This window comes from Pseudomaricurvus sp. ABR4_320 (assembly GCF_056159445.1).
Genome location: NZ_JBSWVF010000020.1, coordinates 58,109 through 74,316 on the forward strand (window position 1 = coordinate 58,109; position 16,208 = coordinate 74,316).

Here is a 16,208-nt window from a genome sequence, read left to right on the forward strand (position 1 = left end):
CAACCTAAACCTAATGAAAAACGTATAAAAGCTCTTCTCTTAAACATTCCGAATCAGCCTAATATTCAATTATTATTATTTCTTGTCAGATACGCGGATATTGTTGCTAGTTGGCTTTCGGTTACCTCAACACGACTAATAGCAGGCATACTACCTATTCCGTTTCGAACTACATGTTTAATATAAGCCGTAGTAAGATCTTCCCTAGAATCTAGATAGGCCCGCTCCTCTCCCAAGCGCTTCCTTAACATGATAGCTCCGGTGTTAAATCCTTGATGACAAAAAGCACACTCCTTTATGTAAGCATCCCCACCCTCTGTAACGTTAGAATCGGTAGCGAACGAATAGCCACTGCATAAAACAGATACCACAAAAAATAATAATGTTTTAATTTTCATGTTGTTGCCCTTGCCTAACCTATAATACCGTTCTTACCCGGAGACAAAATGTTGTTAGGATCCAACATCCGTTTTGTTTTCTGATTTAGCTTCAACAGAGCGTTGTGGTTATAATTATAAGTATTTGCAATGGTATCCATGTAATCTATATGTGAACGATATTCCGCATATCCATTTTTAGCGGCTTGATCTATCAGTGTGGATAGCAACATCCGTCCACGTTTGACCATATCATCGTCATCCCGGTCATATACTAATAAATTGACATTGTTGATGTGACGTTTTCCCATTGTGAAGCTTGTGTAATAGTCATATCCGTATTCTTGAAATTTTGAACGCATTTTATTAGCTTGACTCAACGCGAGCTTACCATCAGGCGGCAGAACAGGTGCAAAACTAATATGCCCTCCCCTCCCTCCATACCAATTCACAATCTGTAATGGCAAAGTACTTGGAATACCTCGAGCAGATTTTTCTATAGGGTCTCCTTGCCGCCATATTTCGAATTCAAGACTAGATCCCAGAGAAGGTTCAATCAACTTACGCATGAGGCTCATATGAGAATTCACTGTGTCTTCATAGCCATATAAGCGCAAATGAATCGTCCACCAACCCAAGTCATATGCTGCCATAATTCTTTCTGAGACGTCGTCGGGCAGAGAACCTTTCCCCTCGTACCATTCGTTTCGAGATGAAAAAACCGTAGCGTCGTGTAGATAATTCCCAAAAACTATGTTATGTTGAATAACATCTCTTCGACGCAGCTCAGCCAAAATATCAATAGCCCACTCAATATCTTCAAAACGTTTCAATTTTAATTTTAATTTGGCGGACATCTCAGGTTCTGGTTGTAGCCAAATGCCTGCCTTTGTAACGATTCCGAAATTCGATTGAACAAACATTTGATCCCAATTAGGGCCAAAACCATACTTATAGTGCTGCCAAGTAGTAGATCCCTCGATAGCCCCCATACCAGTTCGAATGATATCTCCTTCTGGTAATATCACCTCCATCCCACAAATCTGGTCGCAGTGATCACCATAAGGGGTATATCCCATTCCTCTTTCTAAGGCATTACCAACGACGCTACCCCACGCATTGCCTGGAACCGACATCCATAATGGAATAGAATTACTATGTAGATAGTTATAGAGATCGAAGAAACTCACTCCAGGCTCTAGAAGGCAATGTGCGTACTTTTCATTGACCTCCAAAATTTTATTCATCCTACCTAGATCTAGCACTAAGGTATTTTTTAAGACCGGTGCGGCTGCGCCATAGCCGAGATTTTTTCCTCGGCCAACGGTCCATAAAGGTATTTTAAAATTGTTACACACATGGACGATCGCCTGTATCTCTTCCAGAGAAGAGGGAGATATTGCTCCCAGAGGTAAATGCTCTTTTCCATCTCCTAGAGCATAGGCATCAAGATAGATAGACCTATCGTTGTCTGTCGTCATTAGCCATTCATTTCCGACTATACTTCGCAAAGATTCGAAGGCTCTTTCAATATTTTTAGTATCTATATTTATTTTAAATTGTTTGCTCATTACCGTATTCCTTGGTTTGGAAAGCTCTTATTTATTAGGTTGGATCGCTTATGTCGACAAGATAAGAGGATTCATCTAGCCAATTAACTCCGATGTTCTATCGAGCGTCCATAACATTGCGGTTGTACCGATCATATAAAGAACACCCTTACTGGCGACCAGTGCATATATCTTTTCTTCGCGGTCAGTTATGTCCCCAATTTTATGTAAGAGCCTTTTAAGGACGAAGCCAGCAGAAATAAGGCTTAATGCAAATATAACTTGACCCACCTCTACTCCGACATTGAAAAAGAGTAGCGCTACTATTTTATTGTTCGCGGGTAAGCCAATTTCTGATAAAGCCGACGCGAAACCAAAGCCATGAAGTAGCCCAAAAAGCGAAGACACCACAAATGGATGGCGATAACACAGCGTCGATTCGTTAGCTTTAATCGCTTCAGAGGCGAGGAATACAACACTAAGTGCAATTGTGGCTTCGACAGGAGCGATAGGTAGCGTGAACCATTCGAAAGAAGAAATGACAAGCGTTACTGAATGCGCCACAGTGAACCCGGAAATCGTAATAAATATCCGTTTAAAAGATTTGGCGATCCAGATCAAGCAGGCTACAAACAGCAAATGATCTAAGCCGGCCAGTATATGCTCGACGCCAAGGCTGAGATAGTCTACGGCGAGTGATCGACTTTCTCCCCAAATTGGTAGTGATATTGAGTTGGTACCTGCAGGAATCATATTAGCCTGCACAGCCCCATCTAACCATTTTGTGCGAAAAAAGGTAGGTAGTGCAGGGTTTGACCGCGGATAGTCTATAGTTAAATATCGATTACGAAAGCTCCCATGGCAATGATAAGAAGCTTCTCGCCAATAACCATCACTGGATGTATGTTTTAATGTAGGGCCACTCAACGTGCAGATGCTAGGAAGCGCTACAGTTGGTGTAACGGCTTCATTTGCTATTGGAGGCATTTTCCAAACCAGCGTGAATCTTTCAGAATCGTTTTGCTTTAATTCAATTACTAACGGCCTACTGTTGTCCGCATAGCTTGGGAGACACTGGAATAACAAAAGCAAAAGTGGAAATATACCTAAGAACCCCCTAACCATGGTCTCGCCCCTGATAAATATTATCAGAAACTGAGATATCATATCCCTTTGTCAATTTTTTGATAAAAAGATTTGTCGATTCCCTTCTACTGAGTAAATTTAGATCCCTAATAATTTCTGGCCTAGCTGTCTCTAGGTCCAAATAGGAATGCGGTTTATGATCGAATACGTAGACCAAGTGAAATCCATGGTCTGACATTATCGGACCGGTCCATTCCTCGTTTTTTTGTATGTCGAAAAGCTCTTTAGCTGCTGACTGACCAAAGTGATTTTCCACCAGTGCTTTCGGCTTGTCAGAGTAGTATGATTGATATAAAAAACGATCTCCATACTGCAAAGCGCTTTCTATCTTCATATCAGAGGATTTAAAAAGAGCTAGCGTATCAACAGCTTTTCTTTCAGCATCATTTTTGGTGCCTATCGATGCGTCGAAATAAATATGTGTAAAACTTAGCTTGCCTTCAATATAAAAAGTACTTCTATTTTTCTCGTAATAATCTCCAATCTCTTTCTCTGTGAAAACTTTTGAACTTTCCATGGAGCCCTGTATTAGTTGTACCAGCTGCTTTATAAGATATTGCTTTAGGCTATAGTCAGTTGAGTCTAGATTCATAGAAATCGCTGTTCTGTACAAAATTTCCTGGCGAGTATATTCCTCTACGAGATCGTCGATTTCGTTTTTTGTAAGTTTATCTAGATACTGTTCGAAATATTCCTTATCGTATACCCGATTTTTTTCCTGCAAAAGGTTAATTATGGACGCCCTGTCGATCGTAATATTTCGCTCGTTTACAATATTTTCGTCGTCTACACGGGAGCTTAAAATAAAAACAACACTGGCTAAAAGAAGAAAGTGAGTCAGTGGCTCTTTAAACGTAAGGCGTATAAGCTCTAGCTTCATTTTGGCTGAAACCATATAGGGGACGAATAGGCTCTTTCTTGGATCATAGACGGCTCTGAAAAACTGTCCGGATCCATTTTCAAAGCCACGAGATCAAAAGTATGGTGACGGGGTGTTGGAACTTGAATTGCCCTGACGTAATAAAAAGCTGAATGCTTTGGATTAAATTCTGGATCAGTCCACGCTAGCGTGAAGCGCTGACTTCCAGAATGCGTTAGTGTTGACTTTTTATTGTTATATGATTTCTGGTCTTTTCCAGAAACGGCGACATCAAATATCTTTTCATGCTTTACTCCCTCTGAGTCCAACCAACCTTTTATTACCTGGATACGTTCTAAATTTGCTTCGATGGGATCTTTAACAGCGTCTATTAATAACGACATACGTGAAGTTTTACGAGAACCTATCAATGTGCCCCCCATTGGTACGCCTTTCTTATACCCTATTTTGGCGAGATCCTTTGAGCGTACATCACGATTTGAAAAATTGAAGCCACCAAAAACTCGCAGTTGTATACGAGGGCCAGTTGTAGCGTATACCTCTTTACGCTTAAAAGCGCTAAAAATTGACTCCCTGCTATTTTCATCAGCCCACACTGCTGCTAAGCCCCCAGCAGAAACCTCCCAGGCTGACATTTCATTGTAACCAAGTTCATTTTTTAGGCGCTCCCCAGGAAGAAGATCTTTTCCTGTTTTTCCATAAAAATTATTTTCTTCAACACTGGATAATCCAGAATGTGAATCTGTACTTCCTATAAAACCAAACTGATACGGATTAGCACCGATGTCTTTTTCCTGCTCTAAACCTCTCAATAGTGCTGGTCGCGCAAATGAACCTATTTCTGCGGCGGCTGGCTTACCAGAGAGTAGAGTATCCCGAATTTCAAAATTAGCATATTCGTCTTTCTGAGATAGGAACGGATGTGTTTCAGAGGTGCCTTTAGTTTGAGTTATTTCAATAACTGGTTCCCAACGCATGCGGGTCTTTGCGTAGTCAATATCTATAGGAGATCCATCCATCTGTACGAGCGGAAACATACTTCCTCGTGATACATTTGAATTATGTGGAATTGCTATGAACTCCGCTCCAGTCGACTTCTCGGTTTCCTCTAGATATTGCCAAAGTTCCTCAGGGACTACGGTATCGAGGTTGCTTAATGGAAGGATATCCCGCACTTGTTCGGCGGCTCCAGAAGTAAACACCACACGATGTAACCCCTTGCTATTAGCATTGGATGTCCACTCCCATCCTATGAAAGCAGTAAATTCACCAGGAGCGTTATACTCTGTAGCTTTATCGACCTGATATTGCCAAGCCGATTTTATAACTTCCGGAACATGAAGCTGCTCGCGTAGTTCCTGGTTTTCCCTTTTCATACTTAGTCCGAGTACTTTGCGAAAAATCGCATAAGGGTCGTCCTCGTAGAGGTCAGCCAATTCCTTTCCTACTGGTGTAGACAAGACTGTTGAATCTTTATCTTGGATCATGCGCTGTAAAGAAAGCAAGGATGCGTGGTCTGCTACGACTAAAAAATCTAACGGCCGTGTAATTTGGATCCTATGTCCCGTTCGTGGATGCAGCACGGGAAATCCTCGAGCAAAGCGATACGCCGTATCGAGATCAGCATTGCTATTTCCCGCTTCAAATGCGTCGACCGAATTTTCGGTGTGTAGATGCGTATCGCCCCAGTAAAGATTTCGTTCGTTTGCCAGTGTCGGTTCTATTCCGAAAAGATTAGCTATAGCAACGGAGGCAAGTATATTTTTATACATTGGTACTCTCCTGAGTATTTTTATAGTGACTAAAAACTAATTTTTTATTAACCGCGAGGGCTCCATGAGCCATGTAAGCCGGACCTTAGTCGAAAAGGAAGCTTAACTTTTGCCAAGGGACCCTTTCCTAAATTAGTCGCTTCCAGAATCGCCAAATAACTATAGTTCGTAATCATGTTATCCACGATTGCAACGATATATCCATCGCCCTCGATGGAATTTTGATCGCGTGGAATAAAACATGGTTCTTGTATAAGACATTCAGGACCGCACCACCAAAGATCTTCCGTCTTCTGGTCAAAATCAAAATGAGCTAGAACATTCATCTTAAAACCGCTAATCCTGCCTCCTTGGCCTGCATACTCCCTGGTGGGGTCGTTCGTTAGCATCCAACCGTGGCGGTTCCTTTTGCCGCAGTATCGATCGTCAATCCGTGGAAATTCCCCTATCAAATCCGACAATCTTTCAACGGACTTGAATGCCTCGGAATTGCCATTTATGTCTATAACCCAGTCACACAAACGGGGTAACGCTTTTCTTGGCTCGAATGCCTTTCCACTAATATCTGGAAAAAAAGGAAAACAATTACCTTCAGCTTCAGGAATCAAAAAATGGATCAACCTATCATCCTCGTAGGCATTCATGACATGACTGGCAAAAACGGTTTTAGGGGCTTTATACCAACGGACGTTAGTCCCACTCTGGTGACGAGGAAGTACGCCCAAAAAAACGGGTAAAGTGGGATCAAAGCAGAAATGTGGTTTGTTTTCTTCAAGCCTTGCCCAGTCTGAAACGATTGGAACTATATGAAACAAGGCATAATTTTCTGTAATCGCAAAGTCGTGCATCATGCAGTAGTAGGGAACTTTGAAAAACGTTTCAAACAGAAGTTCCCCATCAGGCGACACTTCCATATAACTGCAATCTTCCGTCAACAGTCCCTTCGCTGCATAACTGAAGTTACAAAGATTGCCGGAGTCGGGACAAACTTTAGGATGAGCGCTAAAAGTCTCGGACTTCAGTTTTCCATTAAGATCTGAATAGCCCAAGGTTTCCATCGTCTCTGGATCCATCAACAACGGCGGACTATCCTCCTTCAGTGACAGGAGCTTACCGCCGTGTACAATTGGGGTGGTATTCGCCGTCCCCCTGATCGCGCCCTTGACGGACGCGTCATCCGTTAGAGGGTTGCGATAGGCTCCAAACAACGCTTTACCAGCGGAGTGTTCCAGCTTCCATTTATCGGTTCTCGCCCAGCGCTGCCGAAAATCAACGTGACCTGATCGGAAATTGAAGCGACTGATCATTCCGTCACCATTAAAGAACTGATCATTGTCAAATTTGGGTGGAAATTGTTGATCAGGGTGAACGCGAAAGAAGTATCCGTTTATATCCAGCGGAACTTCGCCTTCAATTTCCAAGTCAGTAATATCCGCCTCAAATCTATTCAGGCATAGAACTTCGGTAAATTGTTGAGAATTGGGATAATGAGCCATAACCATGCCTCTACACGTTAATTGAAATATCTGTGCCGATGGCCAGCAGTTGGCTATCAATATTAAATAATTTTTAAAATTAGGTAGATGGCTAACAACTATTTACAAGAGCCTTAGTTAGCTTTCGTACTAAATGTTCTATCTACAATTAAAACCTATTCTTAATACTGAAATACCATTCCCGTGGCCGACCCGGGGATCCGACTACCGTTCCGTTTGATGCAAGAAGGTCGAATTGATTGGCGTAATAATACTTATTCGTCAGATTATTCACTCCGAGAGTGGCTGACAGTGAATCATTCGGATGCGTCCAAGTTAATTTGGCATTACTAAGCGTACGCTCATCGATTGCTGAAGTTTCGAGATTTGTGGGACTTGTATAAATTGAGTCTTGATAGGTAACATCAACTCTAGGAGAAAAAGTTCCTACGCTTGTTACTAGCTCGTGGGATAATCCCAGATTCCATTTCAGTTCCGGAGTATATGGCGTGATACCATTCTCTGGGATAGAACCAGCTAATCCCGGATTAAGCTTGGTATATTCAAAATCCAGCGTGCTTACCGACAGTTCTGCCGACATACCATTTTCAAGTTGGTAAGTGGCCTCCAGTTCAATGCCTTGAGCTTCAGCGTCTCCTGCATTTTGAGGTAGAGCACAAGGCGTACCCGCATTAAACTCGCTCAGAGGTAATCCATCTACTCCAATGACATTATTACAATCACGCAGGGATAATTGGATATCGCTGTAATCATTGAAGAAATAGGCTAGATTTAGACGCAAAGCATTGTCAAATAGATCTGCTTTCATACCGACTTCATAGGTCGTAACTTCTTCTTGATTAAAAGGCAATGCCTGGTAAACATTGAAGGGGCGCGGGCCGATTCCCCCTCCCTTGACTCCTGTAGAAACCGACGCAAACGCCATAACAGACGGAGAAAATCGATACTGGGCGTTTACTCGCCAGTCAACGTTATCCCCTTCATAGTTGCTGGAATATCCATTTAAATCACCTAGCAGTGGGTGCTCTTGTCCGTCTTTGGTTTCACGCACAAAATTATATTGTTTTTCCTCTTCCGTATAACGCAAGCCAAGATTTAACGATAAAGCTTCCGATAAATCCCAGCTAAAGCTTGAAAACACTGCTTTGGTTTTTGCCGGCAATTCTGGGGAGTCGCCGACAAAAACCAGAGGATATGGCGTGCTTCGGATATCTATCAAACTTGTAAGTGACGTGTCCTGGTCCAGGTAGAATAAGCCGAGGGTGTAGTTAATAGACGCATCATAGAATGTACCATTAACTCGAAACTCTTGACTTTTCTGTTCGTATTTCACGCTATTGGATGTAATTTGTGTACTAGTTGGAGAGGCATCGGTATCCATATTGAAATCAGTATCGTAATCCCTATAGGCGGTGATGGATTCAATATTAATAGTATCGCTAAGATCTATACTGGCATTGAACGAGAAACCACTGGATTCGATTTTGCTTCTTCCGTTAAATCGAGTTTCGCTTACTTCATTACCATCGAAAGAAGCAAGATATGGATTTCCTATAAAAGGCGGCTGAGTTTTCCATGTTGTTGCCGGATTCACATAAGTCGCATAGTTTGTATAGGAGCCTCCGGTGAAAAAACGGCTGTCTAGTGGCACGCCATTGACGGCCGTATTAGTGCTAGAATTGCCACCACTAATTAACACCCCGGTATCGGTATTTTTATCTTGTTCTGAAATATCTGCACTAAAGGTAAGGCTCACGTTGTCGGTAGGATCGAACGCAACCATAAGACGAGCGGCGGTTGTATCACCCCCCCCCTCTTTTCCTAATTCACAGTCTGAGCTTAGGGGCATAATCGCCGCTACCCCACTGTCTGGAAAAGTACATCCGTAATCTTTGCGGGTGATATATCCATCATTTTGACGTGATAAACCTGTGAGTCGAAAAGCTAGATTATCACTTATACTAAAATCTACGCTGCCTTGAAGGTCAAGACGATCATACCGTCCTACCGTAACCCCAAGGACACCGCCGTTCTCACCTGATGGCTTTTTAGAGTACAGTTTGACCGCACCTCCAATAGAATTTTTCCCAGCCAACGTGCCCTGAGGACCGCGCAGAATCTCTACTCGTTGGAGGTCCAGTAAATCAAACTGAGAGCCCATCACTGCACCATAGTAAACATCATCAATGTATATACCGACGCCAGGTTCCAGTGCGGGATTAAAATCATACTGCCCTACCCCGCGTATATAGGCACCCATAGACGGACCGTAACCGCCAGCACTGGGAGTTAAGGTAACATTTGGCGCGTTGCTAGCAATATCACTTAGTTTGACTTGACCTCTCTGCTCAAGCATGTCTCCCGAAATTGCGGTAATAGATATAGGTGTATCCTGCAAATTCTGTTCTCTAAACTGTGCAGTTACTATTATCTCTTCTATAGACTTGCTTTCTTCAGAATCTGAATCAGACGAAACATATCCACTGTATAGTGACAGCATGCTTACTGCTAAAGCTGCTGTTGATTTCCGAATACTTCGATTTGACTCATTTTTTTTTCGCTAGTCTTGCCGGGCATACTTGCTCCTTGTATTTATTATTTACTACTGTTTTTAATTCTATTTAAAGACTGAATAAATTCTCTTTGACCACTCAAAGTCAATACTTTTCTAAAAACTAAAAGACCTATTAAGTCAGCTATAAGAATGCTGGTAGAGCTTGCAAAGAGGTACTTGCTATTGGCGTGATAAATTGATGTTTATGTTTGCGCTCCGTCATTATAATTAGTGTTCCGGTTTACACAGTACATTCAACAATTGCTGGGTGTGTTATTTACATTATCCAGGGTTGCCTCAATAACACATTAGATACTATTCGTTGCGTATCGCAACGATGTTATCAAATATGTCATAGCATTCGCTTCCTGTCAATTACCTCTGCATTAATTTAAAAGCGGTTTCGGCGTTCGTTTGCATCAACTTTTTCTTAGCGGTTGCTGAAATATCCAGAAGATCATGTGCCCTCACTTCATCGGCCACGTATTGATAGGGATAATCCATGGCGTACAATACTCTGTCCTCCCCCATAATCTGCTGAGCGAATTTGATCGCAGGCTCCCAAGCCATTCCACTCGTCGTTATGTAAACGTTATTTGCTAAATATTCTGCGATAGTTTTTTTGAGTGGTTTCATTCGCTCGTAGCGCTGAGATCGCACACCAGCTTGATGCATATAATCGAGGCGATAAAGCCAATAAGGCAAGGCTTCACCAAGGTGTCCAACCATTATTTGTAAATTTGGATATTTGTCGAATATTCCAATTGTTATCAATCGTAGAAGATGCATGCCGGTTTCGACGCCAAAGCCAAATATTGCACCATCAAGCCCAGCTTCGAGCATGGGTTCAATCATACTGTCCGGCGGCGTGCTAGGGTGTATGTAGAGAAGCTGTCCCGTTTCCTCAAGCGCCTTGAAAATAGGATCGAATTTGGGATGATCTAAATACTCGCCCTGAGTATGGCTATTGACCATTACACCTTTGAAGCCTAACTCTTTTCCCCTGCGTATCTCTTCCGCGCTCCATTCGGGATCCTGTGGTGCAATGCTAGTCATGCCGACATATCGGGAAGGGTGACGTTTCACTGCCTCGGCCAGAGTATCGTTTGCCCGCGTCACAATCAGCTTGGCTTGGGCCTCGGGCAACGGCTGTACACCAGGAGACGTTAGTGACAATATTGCAATATCTATTCCCGTAGCATCCATCTCAGCAATACGCCGATCGTCCAGATCGAGAAGCCGATCCATAATTTCTGTTGCTCTAGGTGTCGGTGAGGCACCGTAAAATCCCCAAAGAGAATTCATCCCCTTGTCAGCGCGGCCTTCTTTTATCATCTCCAAGTAAACGTCTATCTGCTCCCTTGTCGCAAAGGCTTCCTCCGCCGCTATACGAAAATAGCCTCTACCACCACCCGTTTTTAGTTCATGTGTCACTGTAAGCTACCCTCATGTATTGCTTTGGTTACCAAACACGCTTCAACGCCTTCAGGGCCATCCTCGGAACCTGATCCAGACCATTTGACCCCGCCAAAAGGGCTGTCTGCAGCCGCGATCATATTAGTGTTAATGCCAACCATCCCCGCCTCAATAGCTGTTCCCAGTCGCTTTTGTCGTTCCGCACAAGCAGTCCAAGCAAAGGCTGCAAGGCCATAAGGCAAACGATTGGCTTCTGCGACAGCATCCTTTTCTGATTTGAAAGAATTAATCAATGCTACAGGGCCAAAAGGCTCCTCATTCATAATTCGAGATTGTTGAGGAACATTCCGAATAACAGTGGGGGCATAGAAAAAACCGTTGCGCTCTAAAGGCTTGCCTCCAGCCAACAACTCGGCCCCATCGCTTACAGCTTCACGGATCAAAGTATCTACCGATGTTAAGCGGCGCTGATTTAACAACGGCCCGACCTGACTTGTTTCATGCAACCCGTTACCCACGACTAAGGACGCAGCCCTTTCAGCAAATTTTTGGGAAAATTCCTCGAAGCAGTTTGCCTGAACGAGAAACCTTGTGGGCGATACACAAACCTGGCCGGCATTTCGGTATTTCTGTGTCACTACCGTATCAAGAACTTTATCCATCGATACGTCATCGAATACTAAAACTGGGGCGTGACCACCTAATTCCATGGTCGTCTTTTTCAAGTCATTTACAGCGAGATGTGCGAGGTGGCGGCCCACGAGAGTAGAGCCTGTAAACGAAATTTTCTTTATGACCGGAGAAGCCAGAAGGTGATTTGATATTTGTTCAGGAACTCCGAAAACCATCTGAGCCACTTGTTTGGGCAACCCCGCATCGAGAAGACACTGTAATATTGCTAGTGCAGACGCAGGCGTTTCCTCGGCGGGCTTCATGATTACGGAGCAACCAGCAGCAATTGGTGCGCCCAGCTTACGAGCTGGGTTACCGAGCGGAAAATTCCAAGGTGCGAACGCAGCAACCGGCCCCACGGGTACCTTTATAACAGTCGACCGAAACCCTTCAGGCCTCACTAGAGAACGACCATAGAGACGAAAAGCTTCGCCAGCGTAAAATTCAAATAAGCTTGCACTGACCATTAGCTCAATATGAGCTTCTTGCCGGGTTTTTCCTTGTTCCATTACAGCTGTGACTTCAATTTGTTCCGCTCGTTCTCTCATCAGCCTAGCTGCTCCTTGTAACACAGCTGCACGCTCTTGAGGAGAACTTGTCTTCCAGATCTCAAACCCTTCGCCGGCAGTGGAAAGCGCGGTATCCAGATCCGCAGTAGTTGCCACAGGTAAATTTCCCAGTACACTGCCGTCGGCTGGGTTGACAACTTCGACCGTTTTCCGATCACCAGCAAAGACGTGCTCACCTGCGATGACCAAATGCAGATTAGGGTATTTCATAGGTATTACCTTTATATTATTTTACTTGCTAACCTTGGCTTCTATTGGCTTTGTTTCTGTATCAGCGATGATTGGCTCACCAGTTACGGGGTGCAAATTGTGAAAAGGTAATATTTTGCAGGTTGGCCAAAGCCAAACGTCTCCTGGGGACATTAGTACATCCGGGCCAGTGGGATTTTCAGGAAAAGTCGTGCTGGCAAAAGGAACATATTCTGGGCGAGTTTCCGCCCACCCATTTTCAAAGTCCGCATGCCACTGCGGGCGATAATCCAGTAGGTGGATGCGCCAAATACCATCCACTTTTTTATAAATATTTTCGTAAAGCCCGCCCTCCCACCATTGACGTTTTTTCTGATGAGGTAGATCACCTTGATGGTCCTTATGGCGTCCGGCTTGCATCGTACAACGAAAACGTCCATAGGCCGTTACTGCATCGTCTGCAATATCCACGACATCCTGATGCTGTGGATGATCTAGTAAGAACCCGTCAACGGGTCCGTTATTACCGCCGGTGAAACGTGCTTGAAAGTTTTTTACGTAAAGCCTTTCTGCCCCCTTTTTTCCCTTGTAGATACCTCCCATAAATCTCACTTCGGCATCTTCGGTAAACAACTCCACGACGTCTTTATAGAGGCACTTGTCTATCATGTATCCATATAGATGGTGAAGCTTGCGGATGGACTGCTCGTCCTCGCAGGCTGTGAGGCGTCGACAAAGATCGGCAACCTGCGTTTCCAACTTCAAAATTCTTTCGTCAGACATTTTGTTACTCCGCTCTTGTAGTTATATTCTTAAGGGTATAAAGGCCGATGGCCAAACAAATAGCATAATGACGCCTATCGTTGTGTTACACAACGTTATAATTTATTATTCAGCTACTTTCTTAACTTGTCAATGCTTCTCTAGATTCAAAGTAAGAGCGTCTTATTTCGCCATAACTCGAGCACAAAACGGAAAAATACATTTATGGTTGATGATATAAAACCCAAAAAAAATCGGGGGAAGAGACCTCCTGCAGACCGAAAGCACCTATTACCGCTTTTTGGCGCCGGAGGTCAGGCAATGTTGGGTTATCGAATTCTTTTGGTTGGTCGTTTGATAGACCGATCCCTTAGCCAGGCACTTAAACAACGATCTGACATATCAGTCAATACATGGCGAATTATGGTTCAGATAGGTGTAATTGGCTCAAGTACGGTCCGATCTCTGGCGGATGGAGCCGCCATAGAACGCGCTGAGGTCAGTCGTATAATGAGAGATCTATCAACGCGTAACTGGGTCGAAAGAAAAGAAAATAAATCTGACAGTCGTAGCCCGCTTTTCTCACTAAGTAACGAAGGTCAACGAGTTTTCAAAGAGATTCGAAAACCCTTAGCCGAACTAATTTCTCACTTGGTAGACGATATACCTGAAAATGATATCGACAGGACGGATAGTGTTCTTTGGGAGATTACAAAACGGGTTATAGATGTTTAGGCACACTTTTTTGTTGGCAAAGAAAAATGAGTTAGAGAACAAACAGTGGGTGCTACTAATCCGTTCCCTACGATGCCAAGCTTGTTTCTATCAACACACCTATTTTCGGCGTTAAAACTGGGATTTAATACAGATATTGTCGAAGACTCTATTTTTTCTTTTTGGGGCCCTGTTATTTTATGGGTGGAGCAAAAATCGTTGAATCGCTTTCCTCCTTCGAAGACTGTATCTGTACTGTTGTTCATCGAGGATAAAGTGCTCGACAACCCATAGAAGCCTGTTCTAAGCAAGCTCTAGCCGGGTGTGATCTGAGATAGACGATGATACAAAGCTCTCCGGAGTTATTGTCAAAAGTGGTGTCCAGGGACTTGATCAAGCGACGTTCTGATCGGCTGCTGTCACCTCTTCACCATCCTTGAATTTAATACCCTGGACGACCTTGGCCAGGTAACGAAAACCCCTATGCTTCCGCCAGTTTTTTGAGCGCACTCGCCCAGCTTGAAGTTCATGTGCAGCATACCGTCGCGACTCAGGCAGCCTGTAAATTCTAAATATTTAGTGTCCGGTTTTTGTTGACCAGTACAACCTCAGCCTAGCGTCCGTTAGAACTGCGGACAGAAGCCTTCGAGCTTTATTTAAAATGGCTAATCTGTGTTGCCTCGATATTATCGATCCTAAAGCTTGGCATAAGAATCAGTACGATCAACTAATAAAGAAATTTCCTAATAATATTAACACGCACTAAGGTTTCCAGTGTAGAAATCTCCTGGGCTCTCTCGAACAAGATATCTAAACAAGCGTTCTGTAGAAATTCAGACACTTACCGGTTTTTTCCTGAACTACCAGTCCCTTCTTTGCCCTGCTGTTTCTCCATCCAATCATTCAATGACGACATCACCGTTTCCATGGTCTGTTGCGACGACAATTGGACCCTCACCTCCAGCGACGCCGCTCTCTTTTCCTAGATGCCCTCTAGAGCCCCACGGGAGTTTTTGGGGGATTGCCGCAGCGCCTGCAAGGGCAAGTTGTTCAGAACATTGTCGAACAAAAACTTTCACTGAATAATATTCCGACTTGCTCAGACGCTCCCAGGATAACGGAGCCACGCCCCAGATTTCCGGCCGCTACGGCGCCTTGAAGCGCCTCAGGAAAGGCCGCATGGTCATGCTTGTAGCCTGTACGCTCAGAACAAAGCCATGTTCCGAAATGGCCGCGAGAGCTGCATCAACTATTTTGAGAGAAGTGCCCGTCGGACGCTGACCGTTGAGCAGCAGAAAGAAGTAGTCGCTAAAGCTCAGTTTGCCAATGACATCTTGGCAGAGATCCAACCCTCGGACAGAAATCGTGTCTTCATTGGATGTGCAAATGGCAGACCTGGGGATCGTCTCTTTGCCAATTTTCATAATAGAAATCTCTTTGTCATTTCAGTGGCTCTTCTGAACCTCGATATCATTTTGTGAAGTTCGCGGCCGCTGCAGCGTTTATTGAAAAATTAGAGTAACGGCTGGACATTTATGGAATAATTGATTAGTTTCGATAGGAATGATCGATGAGATTAATAAGACTAATTATAACTGAAAGTGGTGTTCAGGAGGATTGAAAAGAAGCGGCGTATCTAATTGATTTGTTGTCGCCAAACAAAGCAAGTCAATTAAAGGATACACCGCTATGGGAAAAGTAACATTGTTGAGCTATCAGATCGAGATGAGACTACAGACCCACTGACCGAACTACGGAAAAACCTGCAAGAAATCGCTTACTGCTATTACGTTGTTGATCGGCTTCACACACTGCTGATTGGCGCTCTGGAAAGCGGCGGCGTCAGAGGAAACCATCCCTCCAGGAAAGCTGCAAGCTGCTTACACACTCATTTTTTTCACGATCGGAAAATCGGGCTCTGGCACGATGTTATGCGTAGAGAGAGCACTACTTTTATCGGCTGCCCCCCTCCTTTTCCATCCATTCTCGGGTGTTCTTTTCTGCGTTATGTAAAGACAAATTTACGGAGCCACTACAATGTAGATTAAGGCGCCACAAAGAGCTCTAAACGATTGATCTATTTGTTCTTAGGAAATAACATAGAAATTCTA

12 protein-coding genes and 1 pseudogene are annotated in these 16,208 nt (G+C 43.8%); 1 reads left to right on the top strand and 12 read right to left on the bottom strand.

What is annotated here, in order from left to right; genetic code table 11:
• Window positions 1-65: 65 nt before the first annotated feature.
• The 10 genes from ACXAFR_RS24030 to ACXAFR_RS24075 all read right to left on the bottom strand — a co-directional run bounded on the left by ACXAFR_RS24030 (window position 66) and on the right by ACXAFR_RS24075 (window position 13,404).
• On the bottom strand, window positions 66-398 hold the full coding sequence (locus ACXAFR_RS24030) for a c-type cytochrome (RefSeq protein ID WP_475181894.1): 333 nt from the start codon (window positions 396-398) through the stop codon (window positions 66-68).
• Between the two features lie 14 nt (window positions 399-412).
• Complete coding sequence (locus ACXAFR_RS24035; protein ID WP_475181897.1) at window positions 413-1,948, bottom strand: FAD-binding oxidoreductase; 1,536 nt, start codon at window positions 1,946-1,948, stop codon at window positions 413-415.
• A gap of 75 nt (window positions 1,949-2,023) precedes the next feature.
• The gene (locus tag ACXAFR_RS24040) at window positions 2,024-2,680 is read right to left on the bottom strand and encodes a HupE/UreJ family protein (RefSeq protein WP_475181899.1); all 657 of its coding nucleotides are present in this window, start codon (window positions 2,678-2,680) and stop codon (window positions 2,024-2,026) included.
• 364 nt (window positions 2,681-3,044) lie between these two features.
• On the bottom strand, window positions 3,045-3,953 hold the full coding sequence (locus ACXAFR_RS24045) for a peptidyl-prolyl cis-trans isomerase (protein WP_475181901.1): 909 nt from the start codon (window positions 3,951-3,953) through the stop codon (window positions 3,045-3,047).
• On the bottom strand, window positions 3,950-5,725 hold the full coding sequence (locus ACXAFR_RS24050; protein ID WP_475181904.1) for a DUF3604 domain-containing protein: 1,776 nt from the start codon (window positions 5,723-5,725) through the stop codon (window positions 3,950-3,952). The genes ACXAFR_RS24045 and ACXAFR_RS24050 overlap by 4 nt, the downstream gene beginning before the upstream one ends.
• Window positions 5,726-5,772: 47 nt before the next feature.
• The gene (locus ACXAFR_RS24055; RefSeq protein ID WP_475181908.1) at window positions 5,773-7,221 is read right to left on the bottom strand and encodes a carotenoid oxygenase family protein; all 1,449 of its coding nucleotides are present in this window, start codon (window positions 7,219-7,221) and stop codon (window positions 5,773-5,775) included.
• 148 nt (window positions 7,222-7,369) lie between these two features.
• Window positions 7,370-9,721, bottom strand: coding sequence for a TonB-dependent receptor (locus tag ACXAFR_RS24060; RefSeq protein ID WP_475181910.1), 2,352 nt, complete (start codon window positions 9,719-9,721; stop codon window positions 7,370-7,372).
• A gap of 429 nt (window positions 9,722-10,150) precedes the next feature.
• Entirely contained in the window at window positions 10,151-11,209 is a 1,059-nt protein-coding gene (locus ACXAFR_RS24065) for an amidohydrolase family protein (protein ID WP_475181912.1), read from the bottom strand.
• Window positions 11,206-12,642, bottom strand: a complete 1,437-nt coding sequence (locus ACXAFR_RS24070) for an NAD-dependent succinate-semialdehyde dehydrogenase (RefSeq protein WP_475181915.1) — start codon at window positions 12,640-12,642, stop codon at window positions 11,206-11,208. The genes ACXAFR_RS24065 and ACXAFR_RS24070 overlap by 4 nt, the downstream gene beginning before the upstream one ends.
• A gap of 21 nt (window positions 12,643-12,663) precedes the next feature.
• Window positions 12,664-13,404: a nuclear transport factor 2 family protein gene (locus tag ACXAFR_RS24075; protein WP_475181917.1), complete on the bottom strand. Its 741-nt coding sequence runs from the start codon at window positions 13,402-13,404 to the stop codon at window positions 12,664-12,666.
• A gap of 204 nt (window positions 13,405-13,608) precedes the next feature.
• Here ACXAFR_RS24075 and ACXAFR_RS24080 point away from each other — a divergent pair, with 204 nt between their 5' ends.
• Window positions 13,609-14,118 (top strand): MarR family winged helix-turn-helix transcriptional regulator, encoded by a 510-nt coding sequence (locus ACXAFR_RS24080; RefSeq protein ID WP_475181920.1) that lies wholly within the window; start codon window positions 13,609-13,611, stop codon window positions 14,116-14,118.
• A 372-nt stretch (window positions 14,119-14,490) separates the two neighbouring features.
• Here the strand turns inward: ACXAFR_RS24080 and ACXAFR_RS24085 are convergent.
• Both ACXAFR_RS24085 and ACXAFR_RS24090 read right to left on the bottom strand, forming a co-directional pair.
• Window positions 14,491-14,657: pseudogene (locus ACXAFR_RS24085) on the bottom strand (IS256 family transposase); the annotation flags it as partial.
• A gap of 585 nt (window positions 14,658-15,242) precedes the next feature.
• The gene (locus ACXAFR_RS24090; RefSeq protein ID WP_475181922.1) at window positions 15,243-15,521 is read right to left on the bottom strand and encodes a hypothetical protein; all 279 of its coding nucleotides are present in this window, start codon (window positions 15,519-15,521) and stop codon (window positions 15,243-15,245) included.
• Window positions 15,522-16,208: the final 687 nt, after the last annotated feature.